The 24161-nt window shown below is 44.2% G+C and carries 25 protein-coding genes and 1 tRNA gene; 9 read left to right on the top strand and 17 right to left on the bottom strand.

Annotated elements, in window-relative coordinates:
- Positions 1-1198 precede the first annotated feature (1198 nt).
- Positions 1199-1939 (bottom strand): hypothetical protein, encoded by a 741-nt coding sequence (locus IPM19_01810; GenBank protein QQS23281.1) that lies wholly within the window; start codon positions 1937-1939, stop codon positions 1199-1201.
- Positions 1940-2136: 197 nt separating this feature from the next.
- Between IPM19_01810 and IPM19_01805 the strand changes: the two genes are divergently transcribed.
- The 3 genes from IPM19_01805 to IPM19_01795 all read left to right on the top strand — a co-directional run bounded on the left by IPM19_01805 (position 2137) and on the right by IPM19_01795 (position 6872).
- The gene (locus IPM19_01805; protein ID QQS23280.1) at positions 2137-3474 is read left to right on the top strand and encodes a hypothetical protein; all 1338 of its coding nucleotides are present in this window, start codon (positions 2137-2139) and stop codon (positions 3472-3474) included.
- A gap of 129 nt (positions 3475-3603) precedes the next feature.
- Positions 3604-4893 carry a hypothetical protein gene (locus IPM19_01800; protein ID QQS23279.1) on the top strand — a complete coding sequence of 430 codons (1290 nt, stop codon included), beginning with the start codon at positions 3604-3606 and terminating at the stop codon, positions 4891-4893.
- Between the two features lie 2 nt (positions 4894-4895).
- A complete protein-coding gene (locus IPM19_01795; GenBank protein QQS23278.1) occupies positions 4896-6872 on the top strand; it encodes an ATP-binding protein in 1977 nt (658 codons plus the stop codon).
- 62 nt (positions 6873-6934) lie between these two features.
- Here IPM19_01795 and IPM19_01790 read toward each other — a convergent pair whose 3' ends face one another.
- The 3 genes from IPM19_01790 to IPM19_01780 all read right to left on the bottom strand — a co-directional run bounded on the left by IPM19_01790 (position 6935) and on the right by IPM19_01780 (position 9864).
- Positions 6935-8788 (bottom strand): hypothetical protein, encoded by a 1854-nt coding sequence (locus tag IPM19_01790; GenBank protein QQS23277.1) that lies wholly within the window; start codon positions 8786-8788, stop codon positions 6935-6937.
- Between the two features lie 123 nt (positions 8789-8911).
- Positions 8912-9547 carry a YdcF family protein gene (locus IPM19_01785; protein ID QQS23276.1) on the bottom strand — a complete coding sequence of 212 codons (636 nt, stop codon included), beginning with the start codon at positions 9545-9547 and terminating at the stop codon, positions 8912-8914.
- Positions 9548-9549: 2 nt separating this feature from the next.
- Positions 9550-9864: an MGMT family protein gene (locus IPM19_01780; GenBank protein QQS23275.1), complete on the bottom strand. Its 315-nt coding sequence runs from the start codon at positions 9862-9864 to the stop codon at positions 9550-9552.
- Between the two features lie 98 nt (positions 9865-9962).
- On the opposite strand from IPM19_01780, the gene IPM19_01775 reads away from it, so the two are divergent.
- Positions 9963-10475 carry an inorganic diphosphatase gene (locus IPM19_01775; protein QQS23274.1) on the top strand — a complete coding sequence of 171 codons (513 nt, stop codon included), beginning with the start codon at positions 9963-9965 and terminating at the stop codon, positions 10473-10475.
- A 145-nt stretch (positions 10476-10620) separates the two neighbouring features.
- Here the strand turns inward: IPM19_01775 and IPM19_01770 are convergent, their stop codons facing one another.
- Positions 10621-11292: a hypothetical protein gene (locus tag IPM19_01770; protein QQS23273.1), complete on the bottom strand. Its 672-nt coding sequence runs from the start codon at positions 11290-11292 to the stop codon at positions 10621-10623.
- 184 nt (positions 11293-11476) lie between these two features.
- On the opposite strand from IPM19_01770, the gene hflK reads away from it, so the two are divergent.
- Together hflK and IPM19_01760 are read left to right on the top strand one after the other, a co-directional pair.
- Complete coding sequence (hflK, locus tag IPM19_01765; protein QQS23272.1) at positions 11477-12520, top strand: FtsH protease activity modulator HflK; 1044 nt, start codon at positions 11477-11479, stop codon at positions 12518-12520.
- Positions 12521-12629: 109 nt separating this feature from the next.
- Positions 12630-13400 carry a protease modulator HflC gene (locus tag IPM19_01760; protein ID QQS23271.1) on the top strand — a complete coding sequence of 257 codons (771 nt, stop codon included), beginning with the start codon at positions 12630-12632 and terminating at the stop codon, positions 13398-13400.
- 91 nt (positions 13401-13491) lie between these two features.
- Here IPM19_01760 and IPM19_01755 read toward each other — a convergent pair whose 3' ends face one another.
- The 9 genes from IPM19_01755 to IPM19_01715 all read right to left on the bottom strand — a co-directional run bounded on the left by IPM19_01755 (position 13492) and on the right by IPM19_01715 (position 20253).
- Entirely contained in the window at positions 13492-13986 is a 495-nt protein-coding gene (locus IPM19_01755) for an META domain-containing protein (protein ID QQS23270.1), read from the bottom strand.
- Positions 13987-14013: 27 nt separating this feature from the next.
- Positions 14014-14991 (bottom strand): sodium:calcium antiporter, encoded by a 978-nt coding sequence (locus IPM19_01750; protein QQS23269.1) that lies wholly within the window; start codon positions 14989-14991, stop codon positions 14014-14016.
- Positions 14992-15375 (bottom strand): hypothetical protein, encoded by a 384-nt coding sequence (locus IPM19_01745; protein ID QQS23268.1) that lies wholly within the window; start codon positions 15373-15375, stop codon positions 14992-14994.
- Between the two features lie 234 nt (positions 15376-15609).
- Complete coding sequence (locus tag IPM19_01740; protein QQS23412.1) at positions 15610-17610, bottom strand: copper-translocating P-type ATPase; 2001 nt, start codon at positions 17608-17610, stop codon at positions 15610-15612.
- Positions 17611-17638: 28 nt separating this feature from the next.
- Complete coding sequence (locus IPM19_01735) at positions 17639-18256, bottom strand: DUF305 domain-containing protein (GenBank protein ID QQS23267.1); 618 nt, start codon at positions 18254-18256, stop codon at positions 17639-17641.
- Between the two features lie 21 nt (positions 18257-18277).
- A complete protein-coding gene (locus IPM19_01730; GenBank protein QQS23266.1) occupies positions 18278-18685 on the bottom strand; it encodes a hypothetical protein in 408 nt (135 codons plus the stop codon).
- A complete protein-coding gene (locus IPM19_01725; protein ID QQS23265.1) occupies positions 18682-19467 on the bottom strand; it encodes a hypothetical protein in 786 nt (261 codons plus the stop codon). The genes IPM19_01730 and IPM19_01725 overlap by 4 nt, the downstream gene beginning before the upstream one ends.
- Positions 19467-19967, bottom strand: coding sequence for a DUF1573 domain-containing protein (locus IPM19_01720; GenBank protein QQS23264.1), 501 nt, complete (start codon positions 19965-19967; stop codon positions 19467-19469). The genes IPM19_01725 and IPM19_01720 overlap by 1 nt, the downstream gene beginning before the upstream one ends.
- Positions 19968-19971: 4 nt before the next feature.
- Positions 19972-20253 (bottom strand): metal-sensitive transcriptional regulator, encoded by a 282-nt coding sequence (locus IPM19_01715; GenBank protein ID QQS23263.1) that lies wholly within the window; start codon positions 20251-20253, stop codon positions 19972-19974.
- Between the two features lie 206 nt (positions 20254-20459).
- On the opposite strand from IPM19_01715, the gene IPM19_01710 reads away from it, so the two are divergent.
- A complete protein-coding gene (locus IPM19_01710) occupies positions 20460-20756 on the top strand; it encodes a winged helix-turn-helix transcriptional regulator (protein QQS23262.1) in 297 nt (98 codons plus the stop codon).
- Positions 20722-21693 carry an NADP-dependent oxidoreductase gene (locus IPM19_01705; GenBank protein ID QQS23261.1) on the top strand — a complete coding sequence of 324 codons (972 nt, stop codon included), beginning with the start codon at positions 20722-20724 and terminating at the stop codon, positions 21691-21693. The genes IPM19_01710 and IPM19_01705 overlap by 35 nt, the downstream gene beginning before the upstream one ends.
- A gap of 119 nt (positions 21694-21812) precedes the next feature.
- On the opposite strand, the gene IPM19_01700 is transcribed toward IPM19_01705, so the two are convergent.
- From IPM19_01700 to IPM19_01690, 3 genes are all read right to left on the bottom strand, one after another.
- Positions 21813-22046: a hypothetical protein gene (locus IPM19_01700; GenBank protein ID QQS23260.1), complete on the bottom strand. Its 234-nt coding sequence runs from the start codon at positions 22044-22046 to the stop codon at positions 21813-21815.
- A gap of 39 nt (positions 22047-22085) precedes the next feature.
- Positions 22086-22160 (bottom strand) — tRNA-Gln (locus IPM19_01695).
- Between the two features lie 255 nt (positions 22161-22415).
- Positions 22416-23126, bottom strand: coding sequence for a Maf family protein (locus IPM19_01690; protein ID QQS23259.1), 711 nt, complete (start codon positions 23124-23126; stop codon positions 22416-22418).
- Between the two features lie 294 nt (positions 23127-23420).
- Between IPM19_01690 and IPM19_01685 the strand changes: the two genes are divergently transcribed.
- On the top strand, positions 23421-23945 hold the full coding sequence (locus tag IPM19_01685; protein ID QQS23258.1) for a hypothetical protein: 525 nt from the start codon (positions 23421-23423) through the stop codon (positions 23943-23945).
- Positions 23946-24161: the final 216 nt, after the last annotated feature.

Here is a 24161-nt window from a genome sequence, read left to right as displayed (position 1 = left end):
AGGGCGGCACTTTTTCTCGGCAGCTAACCAAGAAAGGACATCACATTAGGATGTTGTGCAGGAGTATTGTGTCAGTAAATACCCCTCCTTTTATTTTTGATTTGAAATTTTTACTGCCCGCTATGTTACAAGCAGTCCGGCAAGAACTTTAGATTACTAAACTCCCGCCAGACTGCCTGCAAATGAGGTAAGCTGATAACCGGCACATCCAAATTGATTGTATGCGCGGTCCCCACCGCAGACAGACTTGAGCATTTTAAAAAGCTGATCTTTGCCAGCCAGTTTATAACACCCTTTATATGACTCAATATGCTGTGCGGCGAACATTGATATTATTATTAGCCCCGTGGAGCTCAGTCGCCTGCCAGCATCATCCTATCCTACTAATTTCGGATGAATACGAGCTTTAAAAAAGTGTTATATTCTTTTGACAAATTTCAGCTTACATTCCAGATTAGCAAACTTTTTTAATTCTGTCAAGAGTAATTGACAAAAAAATCCTAAAATTCATTTTTACGCTTATTTAAGGTATAAATTTAGTATATATTATGATATTTTAGCTTAACTTAATAAATTTTAAGCAAAAGAAAAAGGCGTTTGAGTCACATCGTGTGATCAAACGCCTTGTATGTTCTGGTTTCCAATAAGCTCGTTCGCGCCAATAGCGCGAAAATTTTGGCTGGTTTCCCAGCGATCCTGTTCGAACACAGAACGGCCTTCCGCAAAAACGGTATCATTGGTCCGTAAAAGCGGTCTGTTCTGAATTTTCGACAAAATATGAACGTTCTTTTGCCAACAGGTTGCGCCGGTGTTCCAAACTTTTGGTTTACCAGCCGACGTTGCCTGAACAAGAATAAAGCTTACTCATATTTTTGCCTCCTTCTGCAGTTGCAGTTACATCTTCACAGACTCGGTTCCTCACGAAAAGCATTGATAATTGGGGTTAGGGGCCCCGGAAGGCCCCGTTACCAGCTACCACCTTTCATGATTCACCTCCTGAGTGAAAAGTCCTAGTAACGGATGTTTATGCCTAGCCGGTGCTAGACATCTTTAAACCGTGTAGAATAATATCATAAAATTAAAAAACTGTCAAGAGTCTTTGACAGTTTTTAAAATTTGAATAAAAAGGCTTATTATTGGACAAAATGCAGTGCTATGGTTCTACGTAGCAATCCTCTTGAGGATTCTGCAAAATGTCCTAATATTGAGCCCAGAAAAATTCGAACATAGAACGGCAGGTATTGGCGATTTGCTCGCTCTCGATAATAATCCCAATCGGCTTATGCGAATATGTCGACACAGAAATCTTATTGTCAGTAATGGTAAAAGAGGCGCCGATATTAATTTTATCGGCTGGAATATGCTTTGCCTCACGCAAGTACTGCTTGCTGTTAGCATCTTTAACCGGTTTTTGGCTTACGTAAAATACTCGAGTTCTGACCTTCTTTTTGGCCCTATGATCTGTATAATTTTCCTGCTGATCGGGAAAGTATTTAAAGAGCTTATCGTAATCGATAATAGAGTAAATCATTTTATCTTTGCTCTTTAGAAAGTCGTCGCGCATGGCACGGGCGCCTTCCAAGCCTTCAAAGAAACGAACTTTTGGCCGCTCGCCCATTCCGTCAAACATGGAAAGCAAGTTTGGAATAACCGCATTGGCCTGGGACTTCTTCAACTCCAATTCTTTTTCTATTACCCCCAATAGGTTCTTAAGGCGGTTTGGGGATTCTGCTATATAATAAGTCTTCTTGCCTTTTTCAAACTCGCTCATTAAGCCTTTTTCTATAAGTTCATTAATCTGCACATAAGTTGTGGCACGATTAATGCCGGACTGCTTAGCAATATTCTGGGCTGTGTCCGCACCTAACTCTAAAGAGGTTGCATAAACTTTAGCTTCCTTTTCGGAAAGGCCTAAATTTTGGAGTTCTTTTTCGTACATAAGTAAATTATATCAGAGTAGTAATTTAATTGATTAAATTGTGGCATAAAAAATGAGTTTTGTCAATGCAGACCCCTCTATTTATTAATAAAATTAAAAAATTCTTTACAAATGATTGCCCCAGGGTTACCATGAAATGAAACTGCCGTACATAAAAATGTACGGTTAGAACACAACACTTAGGAGGGCTTATAGCCATGGAAAATTCCCCTGCCAAAGATGCATCACGGGATATGTTTTACGACTTTGTCCGCAAGTCATTTTCGGCAAGAGATCTGCGATCCGCGCGGGCCGTAGTATTGCTCGGCAAAGATCGTTTGGAGATTCCCCATCTTGATGGTTTGGGCATCTCTCGACAGAGAGTCACTTGCGTTGAGCATGACAAAAAGGTCTATTTAGATCTCCATTTATGGAATTTGAGTGAGCCGCTGAATCATAAAATTCAGCTCTTCCGCTACGACCTCAATGACTACTTGCTGTTTCTACTCGACCGCGGACAGCAAATTCAGATTTTCAACTTAGATATAGACGGATCGCTGCAGAATAATATTCTGCCCCAATTCGAAAAGGTTATCCGCATGTCTAAACTACAGCGCAAAACAGTCATTGGCACTTACCTCACAGCAGGACGAGATCATCATGTACTGCTGCGCATTCTGCAGCCTGCAGTCTGGCTGATGATGTACGATCCTCAGTTCAAAACGGTCATAGAAAATCTGGTGTTAAAATTTATCAGCATGGGCTACGACAGGCAAGTAGCTTTCAATCATGCTTTCCGTCTTATGCACTGGGTTCATGCGGTACTGCAAATTATCGTCAAGGTGAATTACCCATTGCGAGCCAAGGTCATGGGCCTGGATCGGATCCCGGATAAATTTTGGAAAGAAACATTGCTCGCCAAAGGCGCTTTGACCTGGGAAAAGGTTTGCAATGCGGCAATGCAATATCGGTTGAGGTCGAGAATCAACTCTGCTCAGTTGAAAAACGCCCCAACTATGGTTCGATTCGCAGCTTATCGTAATAGTAATTGGACACAGCTTTGCCAGTTCATGAAGCTGGAAGATAAAAAGGCAAAAACCCTGCAGGATGTTGTCGAAGCAATGATTGAAGGTTTGGAAAATATTTGCCATCCAAACAGCGAATATAAAATGCAAGTCGTGTCGACTAAAACTTCGTTCGGCGATCTTGCCAAACAGGAAGTATTGCCAAAAAAAGTACGAGAAGAATTAGCCCTGCTGCTGGGCGTGCAAATTAAGGCGCGCGTAGCCGATAAGTCAGAGAAGCATGTAGCTAAAAGGGTTAAGTCCGCTCCCCCAAAACCCAACGGGCTGCTGGGCGCCATACCTCCTTCGCGGCTTTGGAACGAGAAAGAAAAGTTCACTCCGCAGGGTCGACAGCTAATCCGGACTCTTGCACATAAGGGACAGAAGACGGAACAGATCGCTGCATATTTTCCAAAAAAGGCTCCGGTCAAAAGCATCAGTGCCATGATCGCCATCAGCAACAGGCCCAGAAACAGGGTGCTGGCTGATTAGAAATTTAACACCGTTTTCACGGTGTTTTTTATTGACATTGGCCTGTTTTATGTTATTTTGACAAGTCCTTTATACATATTATTTTGATGCGTAAAAAGGCTACTTTGACACTTTAAATGGGAGGAAAATATGACCGTATCTGCCAAAAGTGCAATGCCTCATCAGCAGGAAACGGATTATATTTTGCTTGGAGAAAATCTTTTGGTCCTAGCCCAGCAATGGGAAGGCTTAGAAGACATCCTTCGGGCAGAAATAAAGTTCCATGGCAACATCGCTAAGTTCAGTCAGTTTTCCAATGTTAACAGTGCCTCGATCAGCAAGTTTCTAAGCAAAGAAGCTACTCTTGGAGGAGAACAAACTTTGGAAGAACTGTCCAAGGCATGTGGGTCCAAATATCCGGAGCTGGATAACATCCTGCTTCTGATATTCGAGTACAAGGAAAAGTGCGGTGATAAACGAGGGCCTCTCTCTATCAGTCGGCCGGGGGTAATAACCTTTTGGTCGACCTCGATGGATAAGATGCAAAAGATGAACATCAGCAAAGATGTCGTCGCCGGCCAATTTGCCGGCTTCGAAAAGATTGTCCACAACATCTTGGTTTCAAAACCAGCACTCCACTGTCTGAAAAAATTCGAAAGAAACTTTCACGAAATCTATCCTGTCTTTAAGGAATTAAACTGGGAAGCAGTGAAAACTTCTACCCGTTTTAATCCCCAACCGCAACCAAAAAGAGCGCCGGAACCACCTGCACCCGTCGAAGAAATTTCTCCGGTGGCGCAGTCTGCTCCGCACGCGTTCGATTCCCTCAACCCGCACGATCAATTTGTAGAGATAGCGAACCGATGCATTGCTAAGTATGGCAATAAAATCACAGTCGTAAAAACTTGCTTACAAGTTGGAATAGCTATTAGTGAAACCACCTTTAAGAAAGCCTACAATCGTGGCATGATCGCAGGCGCAGCGGAAAGCTTCATCAAATTGGCGCCTAAACTGCTCTTAGGTGAAGTAACTGCTTCGACAGAAACAGAACAGCCGCTTACCGAACGAGCTGCGCCAGCTATGCCTGTTGCGCGGACTTCCATTTCTTTCTCACTCGAACCCGAGGCAGCTCTGGTTAGCGCCGAAGACTTCGTTCCCCACGATCGCAAGATTGCGGACAGCGAAGTATTCAATATGGCTTTTCGATCTCAGCTGCGCGCTACGATCGCTTTCTTAAACGAAGCTATCGCAGCGAGCCCGCAGCAGCGTGAAAAGATCATCGCTAAACTGCAGCCTGAGATTTCTGAGGCGATCAGCGGCTTACAGGCACTCAGTGCCAGGAATCCTAAAGATATCCTGAGCATGCTGTCGCATCATACTGAACCAGCATTTACCAGACCGCCTGGGAGGCGGAACAGAGGTAGCAGAGGTAATAGATAACTATGACACTACACGCAATGAAACCTTCGGTGCCGCCGATCTTTATGGAGGCCGGCGACGGGTTGTTCTTGCAGAAGTTCGGAAACAAGCAATTAATTGAATGCCTCATCGAACTGATCAAGAACTGTTTCGACTGGCGCAGCAATCAGGTGTGGATTAGAATCACGCCGGAGTTTGTGCAAGTCATCGATAATGGCATGGGCATGGTCGAGGCTAACCGCAATGCATTTTGCAGCTTAGCCAAAACTAGCGGTGACTCCAAAGTTCAATCTTCGAAATTTGGAACCGGCAGCAAGGGCATGCTCTATTTGTGCAAAGGCGTAACCGTTACCACGAAAACTATTGAAGGGCGAGATGTGATTCAGTTCAACATCCCCACCGCTGAGTATCAGCGGCAAGTATTTTCGCACGGGACGATTCAGCCTGTAATCATTACGGACAATAGTTGGCCTGAAGTTTTAGAAACCGGAACTATCCTTCATTACGATTTTTCCGGCACTCCCTCGGCTAAGCAACTAAAGAAAACCGACAATCTGGCTAAGAGGCTGGCGCAAAAGGTACCCTTGTTGTTCATGGATGCCATTCAGCTTAATGACCAGCCACTCCCCCCAAAGGAGATCAAAGGAAAGCCATTTCTTCAATCTCCGATTAAGGAAAAGCTAGGCCAAGTTGACTTTGAGATTTACACCCTCAAAGGCGGAAGCACCGCCAATAATGGCGTATATTTATCATCGACCGGTTGGGAAGAAGTGCGCATGATCGATTTCGTCAACATGCTCCCGGATCATATCCGCGGACTTGTTCCCGAGATCTATCTCAACACGACCGAACTAAGCGGAGTGATCACCTGCAGACAATTTTTTGGGCAGTTCATCAATGATGACAGGCATACCTTTTCGCCCGAGATTACCAACTCGGAAATGGTCAATCCCTTTGTGGAGCTTCTTATCCAATTGGAGCAGGAAGTTAAAGACCGCCTCAACCTGGAGGTAAAAAAGGAAAGTGTTAGCCTCAAAGACATGATGAGCCGAGTCATCAACTTGTCGGCCACGGCTTACGGTGAGGAGTTTGGCGGGAGCGAATATCGTCCCGTCCTTGATCCGGATCCGGAACCCGAACAGGCTCTCATAATTCACGGCACGCAGCGTGAGTATCAGAGCGGTGATCGCGTAGAATTAAGTCTGGATATCGATTCGAGCTTAACAGATGCTAAATACAGTGATGTAGACTGGCTGACTGTTAATTCGGGTCTGGAGAAGATCGTCATCTCGAAGGATAAAAAGACTCTGACCGGAATCGCCACCAACAAGACTGGCTGGAAGACAGTGACTGTGAGGGCAAAATCTCATGGCACCCAGACCAGCTACGAAATCGTAGCGGAAAAACGGATGTACCTGTCGGCTCAGCGCGGTCCCAACGTCTTCGTTGGGCAGCCATACAAGCTCACATGCTACAACGTCGGCCTGGCAAAAGGCCCGCTAAGGTGGAAGATTGTCAAAGGCGAAGGAGTTGTCGAACCAGTGGGAAGCGGCGGCAAGCAAGGAGTTGCCACTGCCGTGGGTACTAGCCCGGGCGAACTTTATGTTTCCATAGAAGGCGCTTACGAGGACGGCCGACCGTTCCGTGACGCCTGTGTGATTCCGATCGTTGATCCGGAAACGCAATTGCTGAATATCATGGGTTACAAATTTAAAGTTTTCCATCAACTTTACCCGGATAAGAAAGCGATCACTATGGTTCATAGCCTTGGCACTGATTCCGAGAAAACCGTTCACCAGATGTTTGTGAACGAAAAAGCTAAAATCTGGAAACAGAAAGATGCCCAAACATCCTTGCTGATCCCAGTCTGGCTTATCGCGGAAGAGTTTGCCCGCTTCTTCTACCAGGACGTCGAAGACGAGGGTAAAGAAGTGACGACAGAGACTATGGTCAAATACGAACATCTCGCGGAAGAAGTGATGGAAAGACTTAATCCGTAAAATGAATCGTAAAAACACAATAATAAAAGCCAGTCGAAATTCGACTGGCTTATTTTATTTGCCTAGAAATCGGTTGCATCCTTGCGCTGCTTGGCAAGAAACTGCAAAGACTTGCGGGTGATATCCCACTTCTCCTCTAACGCAGTTAGGGATGAATTATGGGTATATCTCCGCTCGGCCAATTTATACCTCTCCTTGCCGCGAGCCCCACCTGTCCCAATGGAATAAACAAGCATGTGCTTGCCAGTTTCATCGTAACAAACCCGAGGATCTTCGTCCTCCCCCACTATTCGCACGCATTCACAGGTGAGAAAATGTTTACGGAACTGTTCTATATCGTGTTCGCGTAGATCAAACCCAGCCATCTGTAGTATTTCCCACGAGCTCTTGAACGTTGCGCCCCTAAGCGGGTTACGGTTCGGTTCTCGAGCGGCGGCAACTAGTTCGAATAATTCCATTAGGTCGTCCAACGTTTCTGGAATCGGAAGTTCTGGGTTGATATACAAATCGGGAAGCTTAGAAGCGTGCTTCTCGTTGCCCCGCTTCTCTGCCTTCTTCTTTGTGCCATCCGCTTTGATGATGATAGGCGCCCTTTTGGCGCTACCGTTCCCAGAGACTTTATTGACGACCGGAGGATCCGGCGATGCAGCAGAAAAACTCTCCACTGCTTCTATGGATTGCAACGAAGTTTCCACGGTGGGGGCAGTTGGAAGCCCAGCAAAGGAACCAAGCGGCTTGCCCCCTCCAAGAAAGGAAGGCAGCGGCACCGCGCTTTTAACCTGTACAGCCTCCGGAATAGCCTTAAGCCACCCGGACACTTTAGCAGTTTCCTGAGCCGTAAGCATGTGCTCGCAATTAGACAGCTCTCCCTGAAGTTTCAGAAACTTAGCATCCCACGTTGTAGCAGAATGCATACGCTGATCCATCCAGAGCATTGCCTGATTATAAACTTCCTCCGGCACCCATTTCTGAAGCACCAAAGCGCTGATATCCTCTTCCTTGCGAAATGTGGAGAAGCTTTCAAATGCTTTCTTGGCTGCCTTCACCATCGCCGGGTACAATGCCAAGCGACTTTTTAGTTCACTGACTAAATGTCCGTACACACCACAATCTTCATTGTAGTTGGTGAGCAAGGAATAAAATTCCTCTACCTGAATCCGAAGGTTTTCGGTGTCTGCATCGGAAAACTCATTCAGAATGTGCTTCGACATGACAGGCTGCAATTCTTCTTCTAAAGAATAAATCTTCACCCGCCGCGAGACCATGCCTTTGATTTCCTTTGATAGAGTCAAGTATTGAGTACTCATTTCATGTTCGAATTCGAACAGAGCCTTAATCTGCTGATGATACTCATGAACCTTTTCGCCGCATATTGCCCAGAGCTTTGCATCCTGGTCATCCAAGTGCTCGTAGGAAGACAGAAGACTATCTGTGATATTCCCCTGCTTTTTAACTTCCCTGATAAGAGTTATCACTTCGCTGAACGCAGATAACAAAGCGTAGGTTAGAGCCTGAAGGGAGCGATTAACTCCATTCACATCGCGATTCTCCGCAGCCACAATAACCGGCTTTAGGTCGTAAATAGTTTTAGTCAGTTCCGACAGTATCGGATCATCCCGCAGCTCGGGGTAGCTGGTATGCACTTGCTGGAGATATTCATCCAGCATTGTATCCACTTCCTCTTCCGAAAAAGCCTTAACGGCCTTGAGACCGTCATAACCCTTGAATGAACGCCACAAGGTGGATTCGTCTTTGACTTGCGCTTTCTCGAAAAAGCCGGTGACGCGTTCAAATTTTTCCGGATCAATGCCGGGAACATACACATAACGACCATCTACGATCGGCTTTAAAAACGTGTTAAGCAAAGGCAAACGCAAGTAGATATTTGCCAAATTACTGCTGCGATCTTTAGCCATTTATTACACCTCCTTTTAAATTTTTACTTTACAATATAACGTTTTTTTGCAATTTTGTCAACCAAAAACCGCTGTTTAAAGCGGTTCGAAATCGGTATTGGTATCGGTATTGTTTTACCATAATCACCCAAAAATAAATTTAGGGATATAACTTAGAATAGCTACGAATTCGCGGAAATAATAATAATGCAGTTCTTGCTTGGGGTAATAGTACGGGTCCGGAGAATGCCAATGCACAGTCTCAAAGCCTGCGCGCTTAGCTAGCAACACAGCTCGGGCTAAATGATATTTGTCACTGACAATAATAACAGAGCTGTTCTCCATGATTTCCGCCTCGCTCAGCTCGTCCTGAGAATTAAGCATGCGCTCCGCTCTCTCGCTCTCTATAAGTTTGGCTTTAGAGTTTTTTATATTTTCATAAGTATTGCGAGACTGGTCCTCTATTATATAATCGATCGGGTTAGCGGTGTTACTAGTAATAACCTTGTACATGAACTCGGCTTCGGATATGTCGCTGTCTGCAATCTTTCCACCCGACAAAATTAGTCGGTCCGCTTTCCCCTGCTCGTACAGTTGCAAACCGTCCAATGTTCTTCGCGTCAATGCCGGGGTGTTAATGGCTGCACCTAGAACGACAACAGCGTCTGCTCTCTCCGCTTCCGGCTGCCAGTTGGCCATAGTAAAAATTAATCCAGCATCAACTGTAAAAATTATAATCAGTGCGACTATGGTAATTTTTAGAAGCTTGGTAAATTTCATTATCAAGTAGGGAAGTGGTAACGATACTTTTCTATGTCTATTTCTAGATCTTTGCTTACTGTGATGCCTTCGCTTTCCAAAAAATTTTTTTGAGCTAGGGGAGTGGACATTATGTTTCCTTTGATGCTAATGTAGCCGGCGTTATTGATCACCCGCCACCATGGTACAGAATTATTGCCGTCTAAGCCGTGAAGCATCCAGCCGACCTGGCGAGCAGCGCGCGGACTGCCGCACTCGCTTGCCACCTGGCCATAACTGACAACTTTTCCTCTTGGAATCCTCTTAACAGCCTCTATCACCTTTTCTTTAAAGTTCATGTATTTATTATAACAAAATTGTGCCTAAGTCAAGACTTTACCACTTGCCTGCCCCGACATTTATCTTTATAATGACTGCATATAATTAAAGATTTTTTATGGGACTTAAAGATGTACCTTTTGGCAGCGTTGAAAAATTCAATGTAATTATCGAAATCTCTCAGGGCAGCCACGATAAATATGAGTACGATGAAGAGCTAGACGTGATTAAATTAGACCGCGTGCTATTTTCTGCGCAACGCTATCCATATAATTATGGATTCATTCCGCAGACCCGCGCAGACGACGGCGACAACACCGATGTATTGCTATTCTCTACTAATCCAATCCCGCCAGGGGTGGTAGTGGAAGCCCGTGCGATTGGTTTTATGAACATGGAAGACAATGGCGAAATCGATAACAAAGTGTTGGCAGTTCCAACCGAAGACCCTCGCTATAAGAGCGTAAAGTCTTTAGCCGATCTGTCCGAACACTCCCCGAAAGAGATCAAAAACTTCTTCGAGACTTACAAGATTCTAGAAAATAAATCTGTATCAGTTGGCGAATTCGAAGGCGCAGACAAAGCCCTCGAATACATTGCCAAAACCCGAGACGTTTATTCCAAAGAATAGCACTAACTAAAATGTCCGCCGAGCGGGCATTTTTTTATACAAATAGGGAACAGGCCATTACCTGTTCCCTATTTCGTTTCAATTTAAAAATCTAATTATATCTTCAGAATCAACGGCCATCCTGCTGTCTCCGGTAACTAGATCTTTACGATTTAACATCCTCTATAACCGTTTCTTCTGTTATGGTTTGTGTTGTAGCGTCGCCAGATGGTTCTACTACGGTCACATTGGTTTCCTCTATCACGGCCACAGATTGGCGGGGTTTTAACAGCAAGCTTAACCCTGCCAGCAACAACACGGAAATCGCCCAGCCGATTATACAAGTTTTAAGTAGCGCTGCTTCCCTATCATTTATTTCTTTTAAGGAACGTCCGGCCAAAACAAAAGCTTTATCATCTACCGGCTTTAATACAGCAGCTACTTGGACCCCTGGCTTAGGTTCCCATGTAAAGCGGTTTTCACCCTGTTCTTTTGCTAATGCAAAAACATTCTCCGGCGGTGTTGGTGCTTGTCCGTCTAAAGTTGCAGACGAACCAATTAGCTGGCGATTACTATCGAAGATCATGACGAACAAGGACAAACTTTCGGCTATATCAATTTGCTCTGCTTCGCTGACGATTGCATCCAAAGGCACATCCTGCTTAATAACTTCTTCTACCTGGCCGACAACTTCCACCTGAGGGTCATTGGCATTCGTACGATAACTCTGCTGAACAGAGAAATATACAGTGGCAAAAATTACGGTTACCAAAATGGCAAGGTTGATGAAAATTGCCAATACGCGGTAATTATTGAGGGAATCCTGGAGGTTTTTCATAGATAAGTTTTAATATCTATTATTATAGCAAATTGTAAGGTTAATCGGCGTTTTTTAGCATACTTAATTACCAATCCACTATACATTGACAAAATGGCTAAAATAAGGTATAATTTCAGGTTCTTATCATTCGGTAAGAATGTATTTTAAAAACGTGCTAAAGCACAAAAACTTGGAGGAAAAAATGACCATAGCAGGGCTTCTAGCCAAACTAGGGATCAATATTGGGAAGTATAATGCTCATGCTCCGGTAATTCCGGAAACTGAGCAGGATATCTTCACACGAGCCGGGCGGGCCACACAAAGGCCTCCCAACAAGCAACTCTTCTTTCTTCTCAACCTGTCACTATGGAAGATCGGCTTTGGAATCATCCTGGCCTGGTCCCTGTTGACTTGTTGGATCATCACGGCGAAGGACGAAAACGCAGTCGTGACACGCTTCGGCAAGCATGTCCGCACTAGCGGACCCGGCCTTAACTTTAAAGCCCCTTGGCCTATCGAGGTTGCGGAAGAGGTCTCGGTGCAGAAAATCATGCGCATCGAGATCGGCTTCAAAACCAACGATAAAGGCAAAGAGGAAGAAGTGGCACACGAAAACAACGCTCTGAGCAAGGATCTAAATATCGTAAAGCTGGACTACGTAGTGCAGTACCGAATCGCGGACGCTGCCAAATGGCTGTTCGAAGTCGCCGATCCAGAAGAAGCAACCAAGAGGAATGCCCAGTCTGCCATGAGAACGGTGGCGGGCGGCTCTACATTCGACGAGCTTGCCACTACCGGACGAAGCCAGGTTCAGGAAGAAGCCGAAAGGGTTCTCCGGGAACTGTGCGATATGATGGACTTCGGAGTCGAAATTGTCGGCATTCAGTTGCAGGATGTTCACCCGCCGAACGAAGTTATGGCTGCCTTCCAGGATGTTAACAACGCCTTGGAAAATAAAGGCCAGGCCATCAACAACGCTCAAGGATATATGAATGAGCAGCTACCCAAAGCAAAGGGAGAAGCTCAGTCAATTCTCGAAGAGGCGGCAGCCTACAAACAACAGCGCATCAACTATGCGACCGGCGACGTAGCCAGGTTTCTGGAAGTACTTAAAGAATACCAACAGAATCCCGAACTCACCACCGCTAGGCTGAGATACGAGACAATGGAAAAAGTGATGCCAGGCAAAGAACAATACGTGGTTCGCGACCAGGGCACGCTTCGGCTGATGAACCTCAATAAGTGAGGGAGGAGATTCAATGATTAGAAAAATCCTGTATATTCTTATAGCGATCGTCGTGCTCGACATCATTTTCACAGTCCCGTACACGGTTCACCAGACCGAACGGGCCGTGGTGCTGCGGCTGCAGAACCCCATCTACGAAGTGACCGAACCAGGGCTCCACTTTAAGCTACCATGGCCGATCAACTCGGTTATGAAGCTGGACAAGAGATGGCTGCAGTATGATGACAACCCACGGGAAATCATCACCGCGGATAAGAAGACGATGATCGTCGACACATATTCGTACTACCGAATCAGTGACGGTATCCTCTACATCGGCCGTTTGCAGACCCAGGCTGGAGCAAATTCCAGAACAGGCGAAATCGTCTATTCGGAAATGAGGCGAGAGCTGGGACAGAAATCTTTCGAAAACATTCTTGTCGCCGAAAGAAACACTGTAATGCAAAACGTAAGCGACGCGGTGGAAGGACCCATGGCTAATTTAGGTCTCGATTCCTTGATGGTGCGGGTCAGCACCACCGAGCTTCCGGATCAAAATAAAGCGTCTGTTTATCAGAGAATGATGTCGGAACGAGCCCAACAGGCTAAAACGTATCGTTCGGAAGGAGAACAGAAAGCCATGGAAATGAGGGCGGACACCGACAAACAGGTGACAATCATCAAGTCTGAGGCAGAGATGAACGCGCAAAAACTGCGCGGCGAGGGTGATAACGAAGCCGCACGCATCTACAACGAAGCGTACGGGAAAAACCCAGCGTTCTTCCGGCTTTATCGAGGCCTATTGGCGGCAGAAAACACGCTCGGGGGCGGGAATGTCAAATTCTACCTCAAGGGCGATGAGCCGCAGTTCGATGCTCTGTTTAGGTCAGGTAATAAATAGTTTCGGACAACCGAAACGTTTAACGGGAAGCATGTTAGCTTCCCGTTTTTTTATTTGCTTATATTTTCTATTGCGCGCATACTGCCATTCTCTACTGCCGACTGTAAACCAAATCTGTGTAACCATCTTCGCTGGTAAAGACCAGCTGTTCGCCCTTTATTCCCCATGTTGCAGCTTTTCTCATGGCTTCAAATACTGCTCCTTCTAAGTCGATATAATCGCAGGCCATCTTGGTGGAAGCGATCGGCCCAAAAGAGAAACCATAATCACCCGAAGCCTCATACTTACCGCTGAAAGTATTGCATCCGGCATAACCTTTATAACTGTTGTCGGCTGGGTTAAATTCTATATAAATGGCCTGAGGGTACTGGCCACCGATTACGGTCTGGCCGCTCTTGGAATTCAACACGGATAATTGCCAGCGCTTTGTAGGAAGTCCGGCTTCGAAAGTACTGTCAGCGGGGACAGAACGGTCATCGGTGGAAGGGATTGTTTCGGTAAGGGAATTTTTATCATCCTTGCTTGTGTACCAGTACACACCCGCTGCCGCTGCAATAACGATTATCAATACAATTATTTTTCGCATAAATTTATGATTAATTTGCGAGAGAAGTTAGTCCGTAGCGAAGCGGATTAAATTAATAGTCTGAATCACTACAAACATAACATAGATTGATACTAAAACCAATCCTTCCTTACGTGAGATCTTATTTTGAGATTTCGCAAAAAAGTAGAACATAGTAAAACCAACCAGCATCAAAGCTGCCGTAGCTATGAACTCAGTAGGCTCGACGCTAAACCGCCCATTAAGTACTGGCAGCAGACCGAACACAAAAACATTCGCCACGCTAGAACCTAAGTAATCACCAAAAGCAATGTCCTTGCGCTTTTTTAAAATGGAGCGGACGGCGATAACCAACTCAGGTATATTCGTACCTACAGACAAAACTAGCAAGCCAATGATGGAAACTGGAACACTCAAAAAGTTTGCCAGGAATACAGCTTCTTCCACCAGCAGATGCCCAGCAACAAAAATAAACACAGCGCCCACAATAATTTTCACAATATCAACCGCGGTAGACTTTCGGCTGTCGATGAGCTCCTGCTCGACTTCCTTGATGATCTTAGGAACCTTATCTCTGCTGTCCGAGCGAATCAGGTAAAGCAAAGTCGCAAAAAACATAATACATATTAATCCTTCTCTGAGGCTAACCGAACCGTCCAGCATGAGCAGCGGAGGCAAAAGAATGGTGATTAGCGCCAAGGCTAAATTCCTGCGTTTGATAGTCCGCCGCAGCTGGATATCTTTGCCCACAATAGCCACCACGGGAATGACAAGCAAGATGATCACAAACGACGCCCCAACCAAGTTTCCCGCCGATACCTGCGGCGTGCCGTTGATGGTCGAGTTAACCATCACAGAAATTTCGCTGATGGAAGTTAAGAAACCCAAAACAAAAAAAGCGACCGTGAAGCCGCTTTGATTAAAGCGTCTCGCCACATTATTTACAGACTCGATCAACAAGCCTGCAAAAAACCAGATGATAGACGCAGAAAGTAGAAATAATAAAATGTGTACTAGTAAGCCCATTTACATCAAAAATCCAATAGCGGTTAAATATGCGCCTACCAACATGGCAAACCCGCCAGCTACAGGAATCAAATTAGAGTCCGCTTCCCAGTCACCTAAGGGATCCAAAATTCCAGGCACAATCGCAAAGATGAGGCCTTTAATCATAGTGCCCCAGCCGAGCAAGCTAATCACAATTTCTGGGAAAGTTCCCCAAACGTTGTGGTACATGATTTGAGCGACACCAACTGCGATTGCCGACATAGCAAAGATCAATACAGCGAGAGAATTCTTTTCTAAATCACGATACAAATTTGCGTAATACTTGCGGCTCACTAGCATACCTAAACCAACGGCAAGCATGGCCGGGCCCCATAACTGAGCCAAAAAAGTTGTGTTTTCCATTTTTGTTTCCTATTAATTTCTTTTCTTTATTATATCATCAAAAAACACCCTCTCGGGTATTTGGTTTTTGGCTGGCCTCTTCGAGCTAGAACCGTGGTTTGGTCAAGCCCTGCTTGGCTTTTCTAAGCGTTTCCATTATAGCAAATTCGACCGGTCTCGAGCACCCTCAAAAAATGACAAAAGTGACACATACCCCACTTGTGAAAGTTACAGGTTAGTGTCACTTTATAAACCTTATAATGTAAGCTTTCTTAATAATTGGGCGTTAAAAGCAACGACTATCGTACTGATAGACATAAACACTGCGCCTATCGCAGGAGCTAGCAATATGCCGAGTCCTGCCAACACACCTGCGGCCAGAGGGATAGCAACTACATTATAACCTGTAGCCCAAAATAGATTTTGCCCCATTTTGGTGTATGTTGCTTTAGATAGCTTTATAATCTTTGGAATATCTAATGGATTGCTTTTGACCAGAACAATGCCTGCTGATTCAATAGCTACGTCCGTACCAGCTCCAACTGCGATTCCTAAATCAGCTTGGGTAAGTGCAGGCGCGTCGTTTACACCGTCACCAACCATGGCAACCTTACTGCCGTCCTTTTGTAGTTGCTTAACCTTGTCGGCCTTATGTTCTGGAAGAACTTCAGCAAAATACTGATCCAGTCCTAATTCTTTAGCTACATATGAAGCTACTCCTTCGGAATCGCCAGTGATCATCGCAACTTTCATTCCTTCAGCCTTAAGCCTACTAATTGCTTCTTTGGATTCGTCTCGAATAACATCGGCAACCGTAATTACTCCAACTACTTTATTGTCCTCCAGTACATACATAACAGTCTTGCCGTCTTGATCAGCCCCGGAAGCCTTAGTCTTTAAATCTTCGGGAACTGATGTTTGCTTTAACTGAAGTAGTCGTGGCCCGCCTACGGCAATATTTTTGCCTTGTAGCTTAGCTTCAACGCCATGTCCAGCTATTGCGCTAAACTCTGTTACTGGTGACAAAGAAATATTTTTTGATTTTGCATAATCGACGATGGCTTGTCCTAAGCTATGTTCACTAAAATTTTCAACTGAACCAGCTAAACGCACAAGCGATTCTTCAGTAATACTCGTAGAAGTCCATACATCAACTACTGCTTGTTCACCCCTGGTTAGTGTTCCGGTTTTATCAAACAACACTACATCAATATTTCTTGCAGATTCTAAAGCCATCCGTTGCTTAATCAATAAGCCGTTTCTTGCTCCCAGCGTGGTGGATATTGAAGTCACTAGTGGTATGGCTAATCCTAATGCGTGAGGACATGCAATAACTAGCACAGTAACTGTTCTTTCCATAGCAAATTCCAAGCCTCGCCCTGCAACAAGCCAGCCGATGAGTGTTGCTACGCCTGAAATAATCGCAATGATTGTTAAATAGAAAGCGGCTTTATCAGCAAGGATCTGCGCCCTTGATCTTGAATTCTGAGCTTCTGCAACAAGCCTCATGATTCCTGCCAACGCTGTTGATTCACCGATTTTAGTCACTTTGACATTTAAACTACCAGAGCCATTCACAGTACCCGCGATCACTTCTGAATCAAGTGCTTTTTTAACTGGCTTAGACTCACCAGTGATCATAGATTCATTCACGTCTGATTTGCCGTCGGTCACCATTCCGTCTGCAGGAACTTTCGCCCCGGGACGAACTTGAACTACATCGCCAATTTTGAGTTCTGATACTGGTATTGTTTTTCCACTCACAAGTTCTGCTGTATCAGGCAACAACTTAGCCAGTTCTTTCAGCGCACCTTGAGCGTTGCTTACTGACCGCATTTCCATCCAGTGGCCAAGCAACATTACGACGATTAAGGTAGCTAGTTCCCAAAAGAACTCGGTACCAGAAATAAAGAACGTTGTTGCCACACTGTAGATATAAGCAGACAAAATCGCCAAGGAAATGAGTGTCATCATACCTGGCAATTTTGCTTTCAGTTCCCCTAAAGCACTTTTCAAGAATACTGTACCGCCGTAAAAAAATATTATGCTTCCTAAGACAAATGGGATCCAGTCGGAACCCGGAAATTCCGGCATAGTGAAGCCTACCCATTCCTGAATCATATGCGAATATAAAACTACTGGAATGGTTAGAACAAAACTTAGCCAAAATCTGTCACGAAACATCTCTGGCGAGTGACCAGCGTGCTTGTCATGACCATTATCATGGGTACCATGCGCTTCGTGTGCATGATTCATGCTGTGATGATTATGGTGTTCGTGCATATTATTTATACCACTGGCTATACCAGCTTCTCATTTGCTCAATCTCTTTGTTTTGAGCTTCAATAATGTTATCAGCTAACTGCTTCATTTCTGGGCGCGTAGTGGAGGATTTTAGCATCTGCGCCATCATCACAGCCATTTGGTGGTGCGGTATCATTTCCTCTATGAAAGCCTTATCAAACGGCGTGGCTGACCTCAGACTCTCAATGTCTGATTCATTATTCATCATGCCTCCATGCATCATTCCTGAACCCATACCGTGATCTGTTCCTGCGAACACATCCGGAACAGAAGCATTGAACCAGCCTTGGTACCAATTTTTCATTTGGTCAATTTCCGAACTCTGGGCATCAATGATATTTTGCCCTAAGTTTTTGATTTCTTGGTGCTCGGCCTTTTCAAGAGCCAAATGACCCATGGCTATGGCATCTGCATGATGAGGAATCATTTGTTCGATAAAGTGTTTGTCGATATTATCCATAATTTCTGAGGTTTGACTCATGCCCATCATGTTCATCATGCCGGGATGATGAGAGTTAACAGCTCTATTTGCAAAGGCCCAGGTGGCAATAACGCCAATGAGTAGACCCACTACTCCGTATAATATTTTTTCTTGCATATATTTATGTATTAATTATTGTTAGCAACATTCCTTAAATAAATCTTTGTTGTGGGGTTTGTGGTTTGCGGTATTCTTACCAAACACCAAAGTAAGAATAACTAGCCCAGCAACTAATCCCAGTCCAAACCAAAGGTTTTCTTGAACAATGAAGTACACAGCAGGAAGACCGATCAGCACCATTAAAGTTTTCCAAACCAGACCAAATCTGCTTCCGTATTTGTCGGCCAGAGCACCAAGGCTTGCTCCAAGCAAAATAGCAACGATCAACGGATTAGCCCATTCCTGCCCTGTATAAATACCCACAACTCCTATTAACCAGGTAATGACAACTCCGGCGCAAATAGGGCAAACAGTTATTAACTTCGTTTTGTATAAATACGCAAAGATGATAGTTAAAACTAGAATTGATGCTAAGAAATAGATCATAAGGATAGAATTACGAATGCCAAGATAATCATTATGAACCCAGCGACTATTTTCATGTACTTCTTGTTTGATTTCTGGAAATCTTGAACTTTATCTACCAAGCTTCTATTGCTTGCGATAAGTAAGATTACTACCAAAGGAAGAATAAAAATCAGGTTGTATAACAGCAGGTACCCTGTGCCGCTCCAATAGGTTTTAGAATCATGGAGCAACCCTATAACGGTCAGGTATGGGCCACCAGTGCATGGGAATTCACATAGTCCTACTAATGCGCCCAGAGCGACCATAGCGGGAATGCTTACTTTCTTAACCAACTCATTCATCTTTCCGTGTGCGCTATGAGGGATAGCGAACTTTATAGGAAAGTTCGGGAAAATAGTCTCAAGTATGTTTATTGCTCCAAAAAGGATCAATAATCCTGCACCGAGCTTAGACATAAAGTGCGGAACATTAAACACATGGAGCACTTGCATGATCCCTAGTCCTATGAGCAAATAGACTAGGAAAATACCGAAAATATATGCGATTCCGTATTTGAATATATTCTCTCTGGTTTTTCCGATGCCAAATAAGAAAATTATGCTGACAATTAAGATCGAGAAAGCACAGGGGTTAATGCTATCGACAAGCGATGAAACTACAACTAAGGGAAGCAGGGTTTGTCCTTCGTTGCTCACGCTCCAAAGCCACTGGCTGCCTGCCTGAAACTTTTGGAAAAACAAAGCACCACCAAACACCAACAGTCCAAACAGTACTAATAAAATGAGATTTTTGTATTTCATTATGGTGTCACGTTAGCGATAATATTTAACGTGGCAAGTTTTCCGCCTTGCCCCTCGACAATGACAGATCGCTCAATTCGACCTACCCCTGATGGGCCGTGAGCATTTGGGTCATATTCGACTTCAATTTCTGCTTCCTGATTAGGATCAAGCTTTTGTTCAAAGGTTGGAATAGAACCGTGTCCGGGCATTCCAAATGGACCTTCCGTTGCTCCGTTTACCATAAGCTTCGCTTCAGTACACATACAGGTGGTGTATAGCTTAGACATTGTTAAGGCTTCGGCTGTCGGATTTTTAATCTTGAAAGTGGTTTTAACCTTTCCATTTTTCATCGATATCGTACCAAAGTCGTAAGATTGGGTATCAGTTTGAAGGATGTTATGCTCAGCACCAGTACCTTGCATTTGCTCATGCTCAGTTGGCTGATTTAAAAACAAGGTAAGTCCTAATCCTAGAACTCCAACCGCTACAGCTATAATTATTTTTATTTGCTTAGACATAAAATTACTTGTTTGATAAGGTGTAGACCTTGATTAGTTCCTTTACTGCTTTTTCACTCTCGCCGTTGTTTTGCATCTGGTGCTTAACATGGGTGCGTAAGTGATTTTCCAGTAAGAACGTATCTAGGCTTTTTAGCGACCTTTGAATGGATAAAGATTGCTCCATAAGAGTAGGGCAATACTCTTCGTTTTCTATAGCCTTAATTAGGCCGTCTAACTGTCCTTTAATTATCTTTGCCCTGTGTACAGCTCGTTTTTTTAGTTTCGGGTCTAGTGAATGATCCATGTTGGTTTGGTTAATTATATAGGTAATACCCCCATACCCTATTTATATCAGATAAAAAAATATTGTCAAATAATCTAGTGGATAACTAGGTTTTAATTGTCTTCTAACATGTTTTTATTATAACAAATACACAATGTCTCATAAACTTGACAAGATATTAGGATATGCTAATATCTTAATACGATAAATAAATTGATCAAGTTTATATGTCAGAATTATGCGATGAAATTGAAAAATTAGGTAAAGGTATTGGCAACGCCTCACGCTACAAAATAGTCGAGGCATTGTTTAATGAGGCTAAAACGGTAGGCCAATTGGTTAAAGCCGTGAAAATCAGCCAATCGGCAATGTCACAGCACCTAAAAACGCTGAAATTATACAACATTGTTATTGATGAAAGAAAAGGCCAAGAGGTCTACTATCGCCTCAATGCCGAATATACACTAAAACTATTAAAAAGCTTGTCTGATGGAATTAAACAACAAGCTAAAAAAGGTAAATAATATGAAAGCAGTTCAAATAAAACAATACGGGGGCACTGAAGCAATTGAAATAACAAGCGACACCTCTACCCCAACCGTTCAATCCGGCCAAGTTGTGGTAGAAGTTCACGCAGCCAGTCTTAATCGTATTGATAGCGCCATTCGTTCAGGGTACTTACAGCAAATGATGCCAATAAATTTCCCCTCAACCTTAGGTGGTGATTTTGCAGGCGTTGTAACTGAAGTCGGCGAAGGTGTGACGGGTTTGAGCATTGGCGATGAAGTATATGGCCAAGCAGGTGCGCTACTTGGCGGATCAGGATCTCTGGCTGAATTTACAGCCGCTCCAAGCGGTAAGGTAGCTAAAAAGCCTACTTCAGTTGATATGAACCAAGCAGCCTCCCTCCCCCTTGTAGGTGCAAGTGCTATCCAAGGAATTGAAGAACATATTAACATTCAAAGTGGACAGAAAATCCTCATTCAGGGTGGAGCTGGTGGCATTGGATCACTCGCAATTCAGTTAGCTAAACTTCGTGGGGCGTATGTAGCGACCACCGTTGCCACGGACGACATTGAGTTTGCAAAATCACTAGGAGCAGATGAAGTCATTGACTATAAAACGCAAGACTTCACTACCATTATTAAAGATTACGATGCCGCATTCGTTACTGCCCAGCCAACACTCGAAGGATCAGTTAAGGCAGTTAAAAAAGGTGGTATTGTAGTATCTATGGTAGGCCCAGCTGATGAAGCAATGGCTAAAGAGCATGAGGTCACTGTCATACCTCAAATGACCCAAACATCGACGGAACAACTTACTAGATTAGCAGAGTTGGTTGATAGCGGAAAAGTTAAACCGCAGGTAGACAAGGTGTTTACTCTGGATCAGATAAAAGAGGCTTTCGACTTTTTTGAAAAGAACAATCCTCGTGGCAAAGTAGTAGTTACAATTAAATAAATTCTCTATTTAAAAAGCCCGAGCGGGCTTTTTAAAATACTATTCTTTGATTAACTTTAGCAGATCTTCTTCACGGTCATAACCATGTAAGCGCCCTTCTAGCATGCCTAAACGGTACGTCACTCACTAGTCATTAAGCGCCAGTTGGTTTCCTTTAAGGCTTGCCTAAGTAGTTTTTCTAACTCTGAAGTACTATATCGATCCTCCCGATCCGGCATCTGGTCGTAGACTACAAAGGGCAAAATAAAATCTTTGGTCGTATCAGGATCCTTGAACTGCAATTTTATATAACCTGCGGCCATATATATTATGGCTAAATTATAACAAAAAACCGCCCCTAGGGCGATCTTCATTTTTTGACCCACTTAGGTCATCCGGATACTTTAGTTTGGTGGCTGGGGTACTAGGATTCGAACCTAGGAATGAGCGGACCAGAACCGCTTGCCTTACCACTTGGCTATACCCCAATGCAAATATTCTAATTCAGTTTTTCTATGTCCGCTCTCGAGCGGACCTCTATAATTAACGGTTTGCTTGCGCAAACCTTTGGCGCTTGCCTTACCACTTGGCTATACCCCAATAGAGGAAAATAAAAAAGACTTATAATCTTCGAGTCGCGCCAGAGCATCTGCCAGAATGTCTAACAAAAAACTCGTAACGTAACTGTTTGATTATAAGTCAAAATGCCTGTAAAAGCAAGGGCCGGCCGGAGCCGATTTAGGTTAACACCTGCTTTTTACATGAGACATAGGCCCGAACGTGAACGGACTAAAAGTTGCTCGAGGAACCGGAAAGTCGATGGCCCGCAAATAGCTTTTTAAGGCAGCAATCGGCAAGCCAACTACAGCAGTCGGGTCGCCAGATAAGCCCACAATATGCGAATCGACGATCTCGCTAGCCGGGTCGCCAGGAATGCCTCCAGCTAAGGCGCCACACGCCTTATAAGTGCTGCCCCAGCTAACAAGCTTCTTAATTTCACTCTCGCTAAATGGCAAGAATTCAACCCAATTTTCAACCACCTGGCTGGTGCGCAACTTTTTTGCCACGTGATAGCAGACCAGTGATGTGTAAAAAATAACTGGGCTGTCGATATAGCTACGCAGGTAAGCGACCGCCATATCCTTGTCGGGAAGATTGTTCTTCGTCAGCGGCTTTTCCAAAATTGCGCCATCCCTTTCGCGGACCGCAACCTGATCGCTGGTGATAATAATAAATTCTCTAGCATCCAATCCTAAATGATCCTTGAGAGAATTAATATTGTTCTCCACTGCCATTGATTTTGCGATACCCAGCTTAAGCACTAGCTGTTTTGGATCCTCATCACGAATCGCTTTTTCATCAATCCGCGGTGCAATAACCTCAAAATCCTCAAACCCAGCTCTTTCTAAAAGCCGTTTTCGGAATATTGATTCCGATCCCAATATAAGCTTCATAAGGCCTCCTATAAATCTGAATTCCTAACATGGAACTGTTTATGATATAATATTACCAGCAAAAAGTCAACCTACGACATTGGCCTAGCCACAGAAACACAGACAAAACATGCACCATATAATTAAATACCTGTTCTATTTAATAATCGCCGCGATAATAGTTTTTTTGATTTGGTTTTTACCAAAGTACTCCTATGTTCAAAAAAATCCAGGATATTGCGTAAACCTCACTGAGCATTTGTACTATTGCGGAAACGAAAGCAATCTAAAAGAAGTTTTTAATTCCGAACAAAAATGAGAATAACTCACCACACATTAGCTACCCGGAGCTTTATTATCATCGTACTGCTCACTATGTTCGCGGTCTATACGGCATTCGTTTTGGCGCGTATCCAGAACCGCAATTCGGCCGCCGATCAGCGTGACATCGCCAGCCAATCCGACAAAGGCGAAAAGATCGACTCCACAAACTGGCAGGTCTATACCGACAACGCTTACCCTTTGCGCATTTCTTACCCCGAGACCTGGTTCTATTCCGCCGACCGCACAACCATTCCGGAGGTTTACACCATTAACTTGGCTCCAGAAAAAGATGCGCCCCCGATTCGCATATACATCAGCAAGGAGAACTTCGTTGCGGTTGATAATTTAAAAGGATCCCCAGTGCGCATCGCCATGGGTCAAATCGCAACTAATTATGATGATTTAGTTTATGCGATTAAAGTAGGGGACAACTACTATACTTTCGATGGTACCATGAACGAGCAATACAAAGCCGAACTTGCCGAGATTGTCCGCACAGCTCGATTCGATCTATAAACCAGAACCTAAATTTAAAACGCGTGTTACCACGCGTTTTTTTAATACCTACTTGCACGCTTTGCCTGCCAGTATTGCTAGCGGTTCCTTAAGCCCACCAAAATCCCCCAGAACCCCAGTACAATAAACAATAGTAAATAATAGTCTGGCAACGAGTTATTGGATTTAAAAATGAACCCCAGCAAACCAATAGCAAAGAAGATCACGCCTGTAGTT

This window comes from bacterium, from assembly GCA_016699995.1.
GTDB lineage: Bacteria > Patescibacteriota > Doudnabacteria > UBA920 > UBA920 > UBA920.
Note: the sequence above shows the minus strand (reverse complement) of the source record. Positions and strands in the feature narration are given on the sequence as shown.

Excerpts from the sequence above, each read along its gene's own strand:
- IPM19_01810 (QQS23281.1), bottom strand. The coding sequence starts at position 1,939 with ATGTACGAAAAAGAACTCCAAAATTTAGGCCTTTCCGAAAAGGAAGCT.
- IPM19_01805 (QQS23280.1), top strand. The coding sequence starts at position 2,137 with ATGGAAAATTCCCCTGCCAAAGATGCATCACGGGATATGTTTTACGAC.
- IPM19_01800 (QQS23279.1), top strand. The coding sequence starts at position 3,604 with ATGACCGTATCTGCCAAAAGTGCAATGCCTCATCAGCAGGAAACGGAT.
- IPM19_01795 (QQS23278.1), top strand. The coding sequence starts at position 4,896 with ATGACACTACACGCAATGAAACCTTCGGTGCCGCCGATCTTTATGGAG.
- IPM19_01790 (QQS23277.1), bottom strand. The coding sequence starts at position 8,788 with ATGGCTAAAGATCGCAGCAGTAATTTGGCAAATATCTACTTGCGTTTG.
- IPM19_01785 (QQS23276.1), bottom strand. The coding sequence starts at position 9,547 with ATGAAATTTACCAAGCTTCTAAAAATTACCATAGTCGCACTGATTATA.
- IPM19_01780 (QQS23275.1), bottom strand. The coding sequence starts at position 9,864 with ATGAACTTTAAAGAAAAGGTGATAGAGGCTGTTAAGAGGATTCCAAGA.
- IPM19_01775 (QQS23274.1), top strand. The coding sequence starts at position 9,963 with ATGGGACTTAAAGATGTACCTTTTGGCAGCGTTGAAAAATTCAATGTA.
- IPM19_01770 (QQS23273.1), bottom strand. The coding sequence starts at position 11,292 with ATGAAAAACCTCCAGGATTCCCTCAATAATTACCGCGTATTGGCAATT.
- hflK (QQS23272.1), top strand. The coding sequence starts at position 11,477 with ATGACCATAGCAGGGCTTCTAGCCAAACTAGGGATCAATATTGGGAAG.
- IPM19_01755 (QQS23270.1), bottom strand. The coding sequence starts at position 13,986 with ATGCGAAAAATAATTGTATTGATAATCGTTATTGCAGCGGCAGCGGGT.
- IPM19_01750 (QQS23269.1), bottom strand. The coding sequence starts at position 14,991 with ATGGGCTTACTAGTACACATTTTATTATTTCTACTTTCTGCGTCTATC.
- IPM19_01745 (QQS23268.1), bottom strand. The coding sequence starts at position 15,375 with ATGGAAAACACAACTTTTTTGGCTCAGTTATGGGGCCCGGCCATGCTT.
- IPM19_01740 (QQS23412.1), bottom strand. The coding sequence starts at position 17,610 with ATGAATCATGCACACGAAGCGCATGGTACCCATGATAATGGTCATGAC.
- IPM19_01735 (QQS23267.1), bottom strand. The coding sequence starts at position 18,256 with ATGCAAGAAAAAATATTATACGGAGTAGTGGGTCTACTCATTGGCGTT.
- IPM19_01730 (QQS23266.1), bottom strand. The coding sequence starts at position 18,685 with ATGATCTATTTCTTAGCATCAATTCTAGTTTTAACTATCATCTTTGCG.
- IPM19_01725 (QQS23265.1), bottom strand. The coding sequence starts at position 19,467 with ATGAAATACAAAAATCTCATTTTATTAGTACTGTTTGGACTGTTGGTG.
- IPM19_01720 (QQS23264.1), bottom strand. The coding sequence starts at position 19,967 with ATGTCTAAGCAAATAAAAATAATTATAGCTGTAGCGGTTGGAGTTCTA.
- IPM19_01715 (QQS23263.1), bottom strand. The coding sequence starts at position 20,253 with ATGGATCATTCACTAGACCCGAAACTAAAAAAACGAGCTGTACACAGG.
- IPM19_01710 (QQS23262.1), top strand. The coding sequence starts at position 20,460 with ATGTCAGAATTATGCGATGAAATTGAAAAATTAGGTAAAGGTATTGGC.
- IPM19_01705 (QQS23261.1), top strand. The coding sequence starts at position 20,722 with ATGGAATTAAACAACAAGCTAAAAAAGGTAAATAATATGAAAGCAGTT.
- IPM19_01700 (QQS23260.1), bottom strand. The coding sequence starts at position 22,046 with ATGAAGATCGCCCTAGGGGCGGTTTTTTGTTATAATTTAGCCATAATA.
- IPM19_01690 (QQS23259.1), bottom strand. The coding sequence starts at position 23,126 with ATGAAGCTTATATTGGGATCGGAATCAATATTCCGAAAACGGCTTTTA.
- IPM19_01685 (QQS23258.1), top strand. The coding sequence starts at position 23,421 with ATGAGAATAACTCACCACACATTAGCTACCCGGAGCTTTATTATCATC.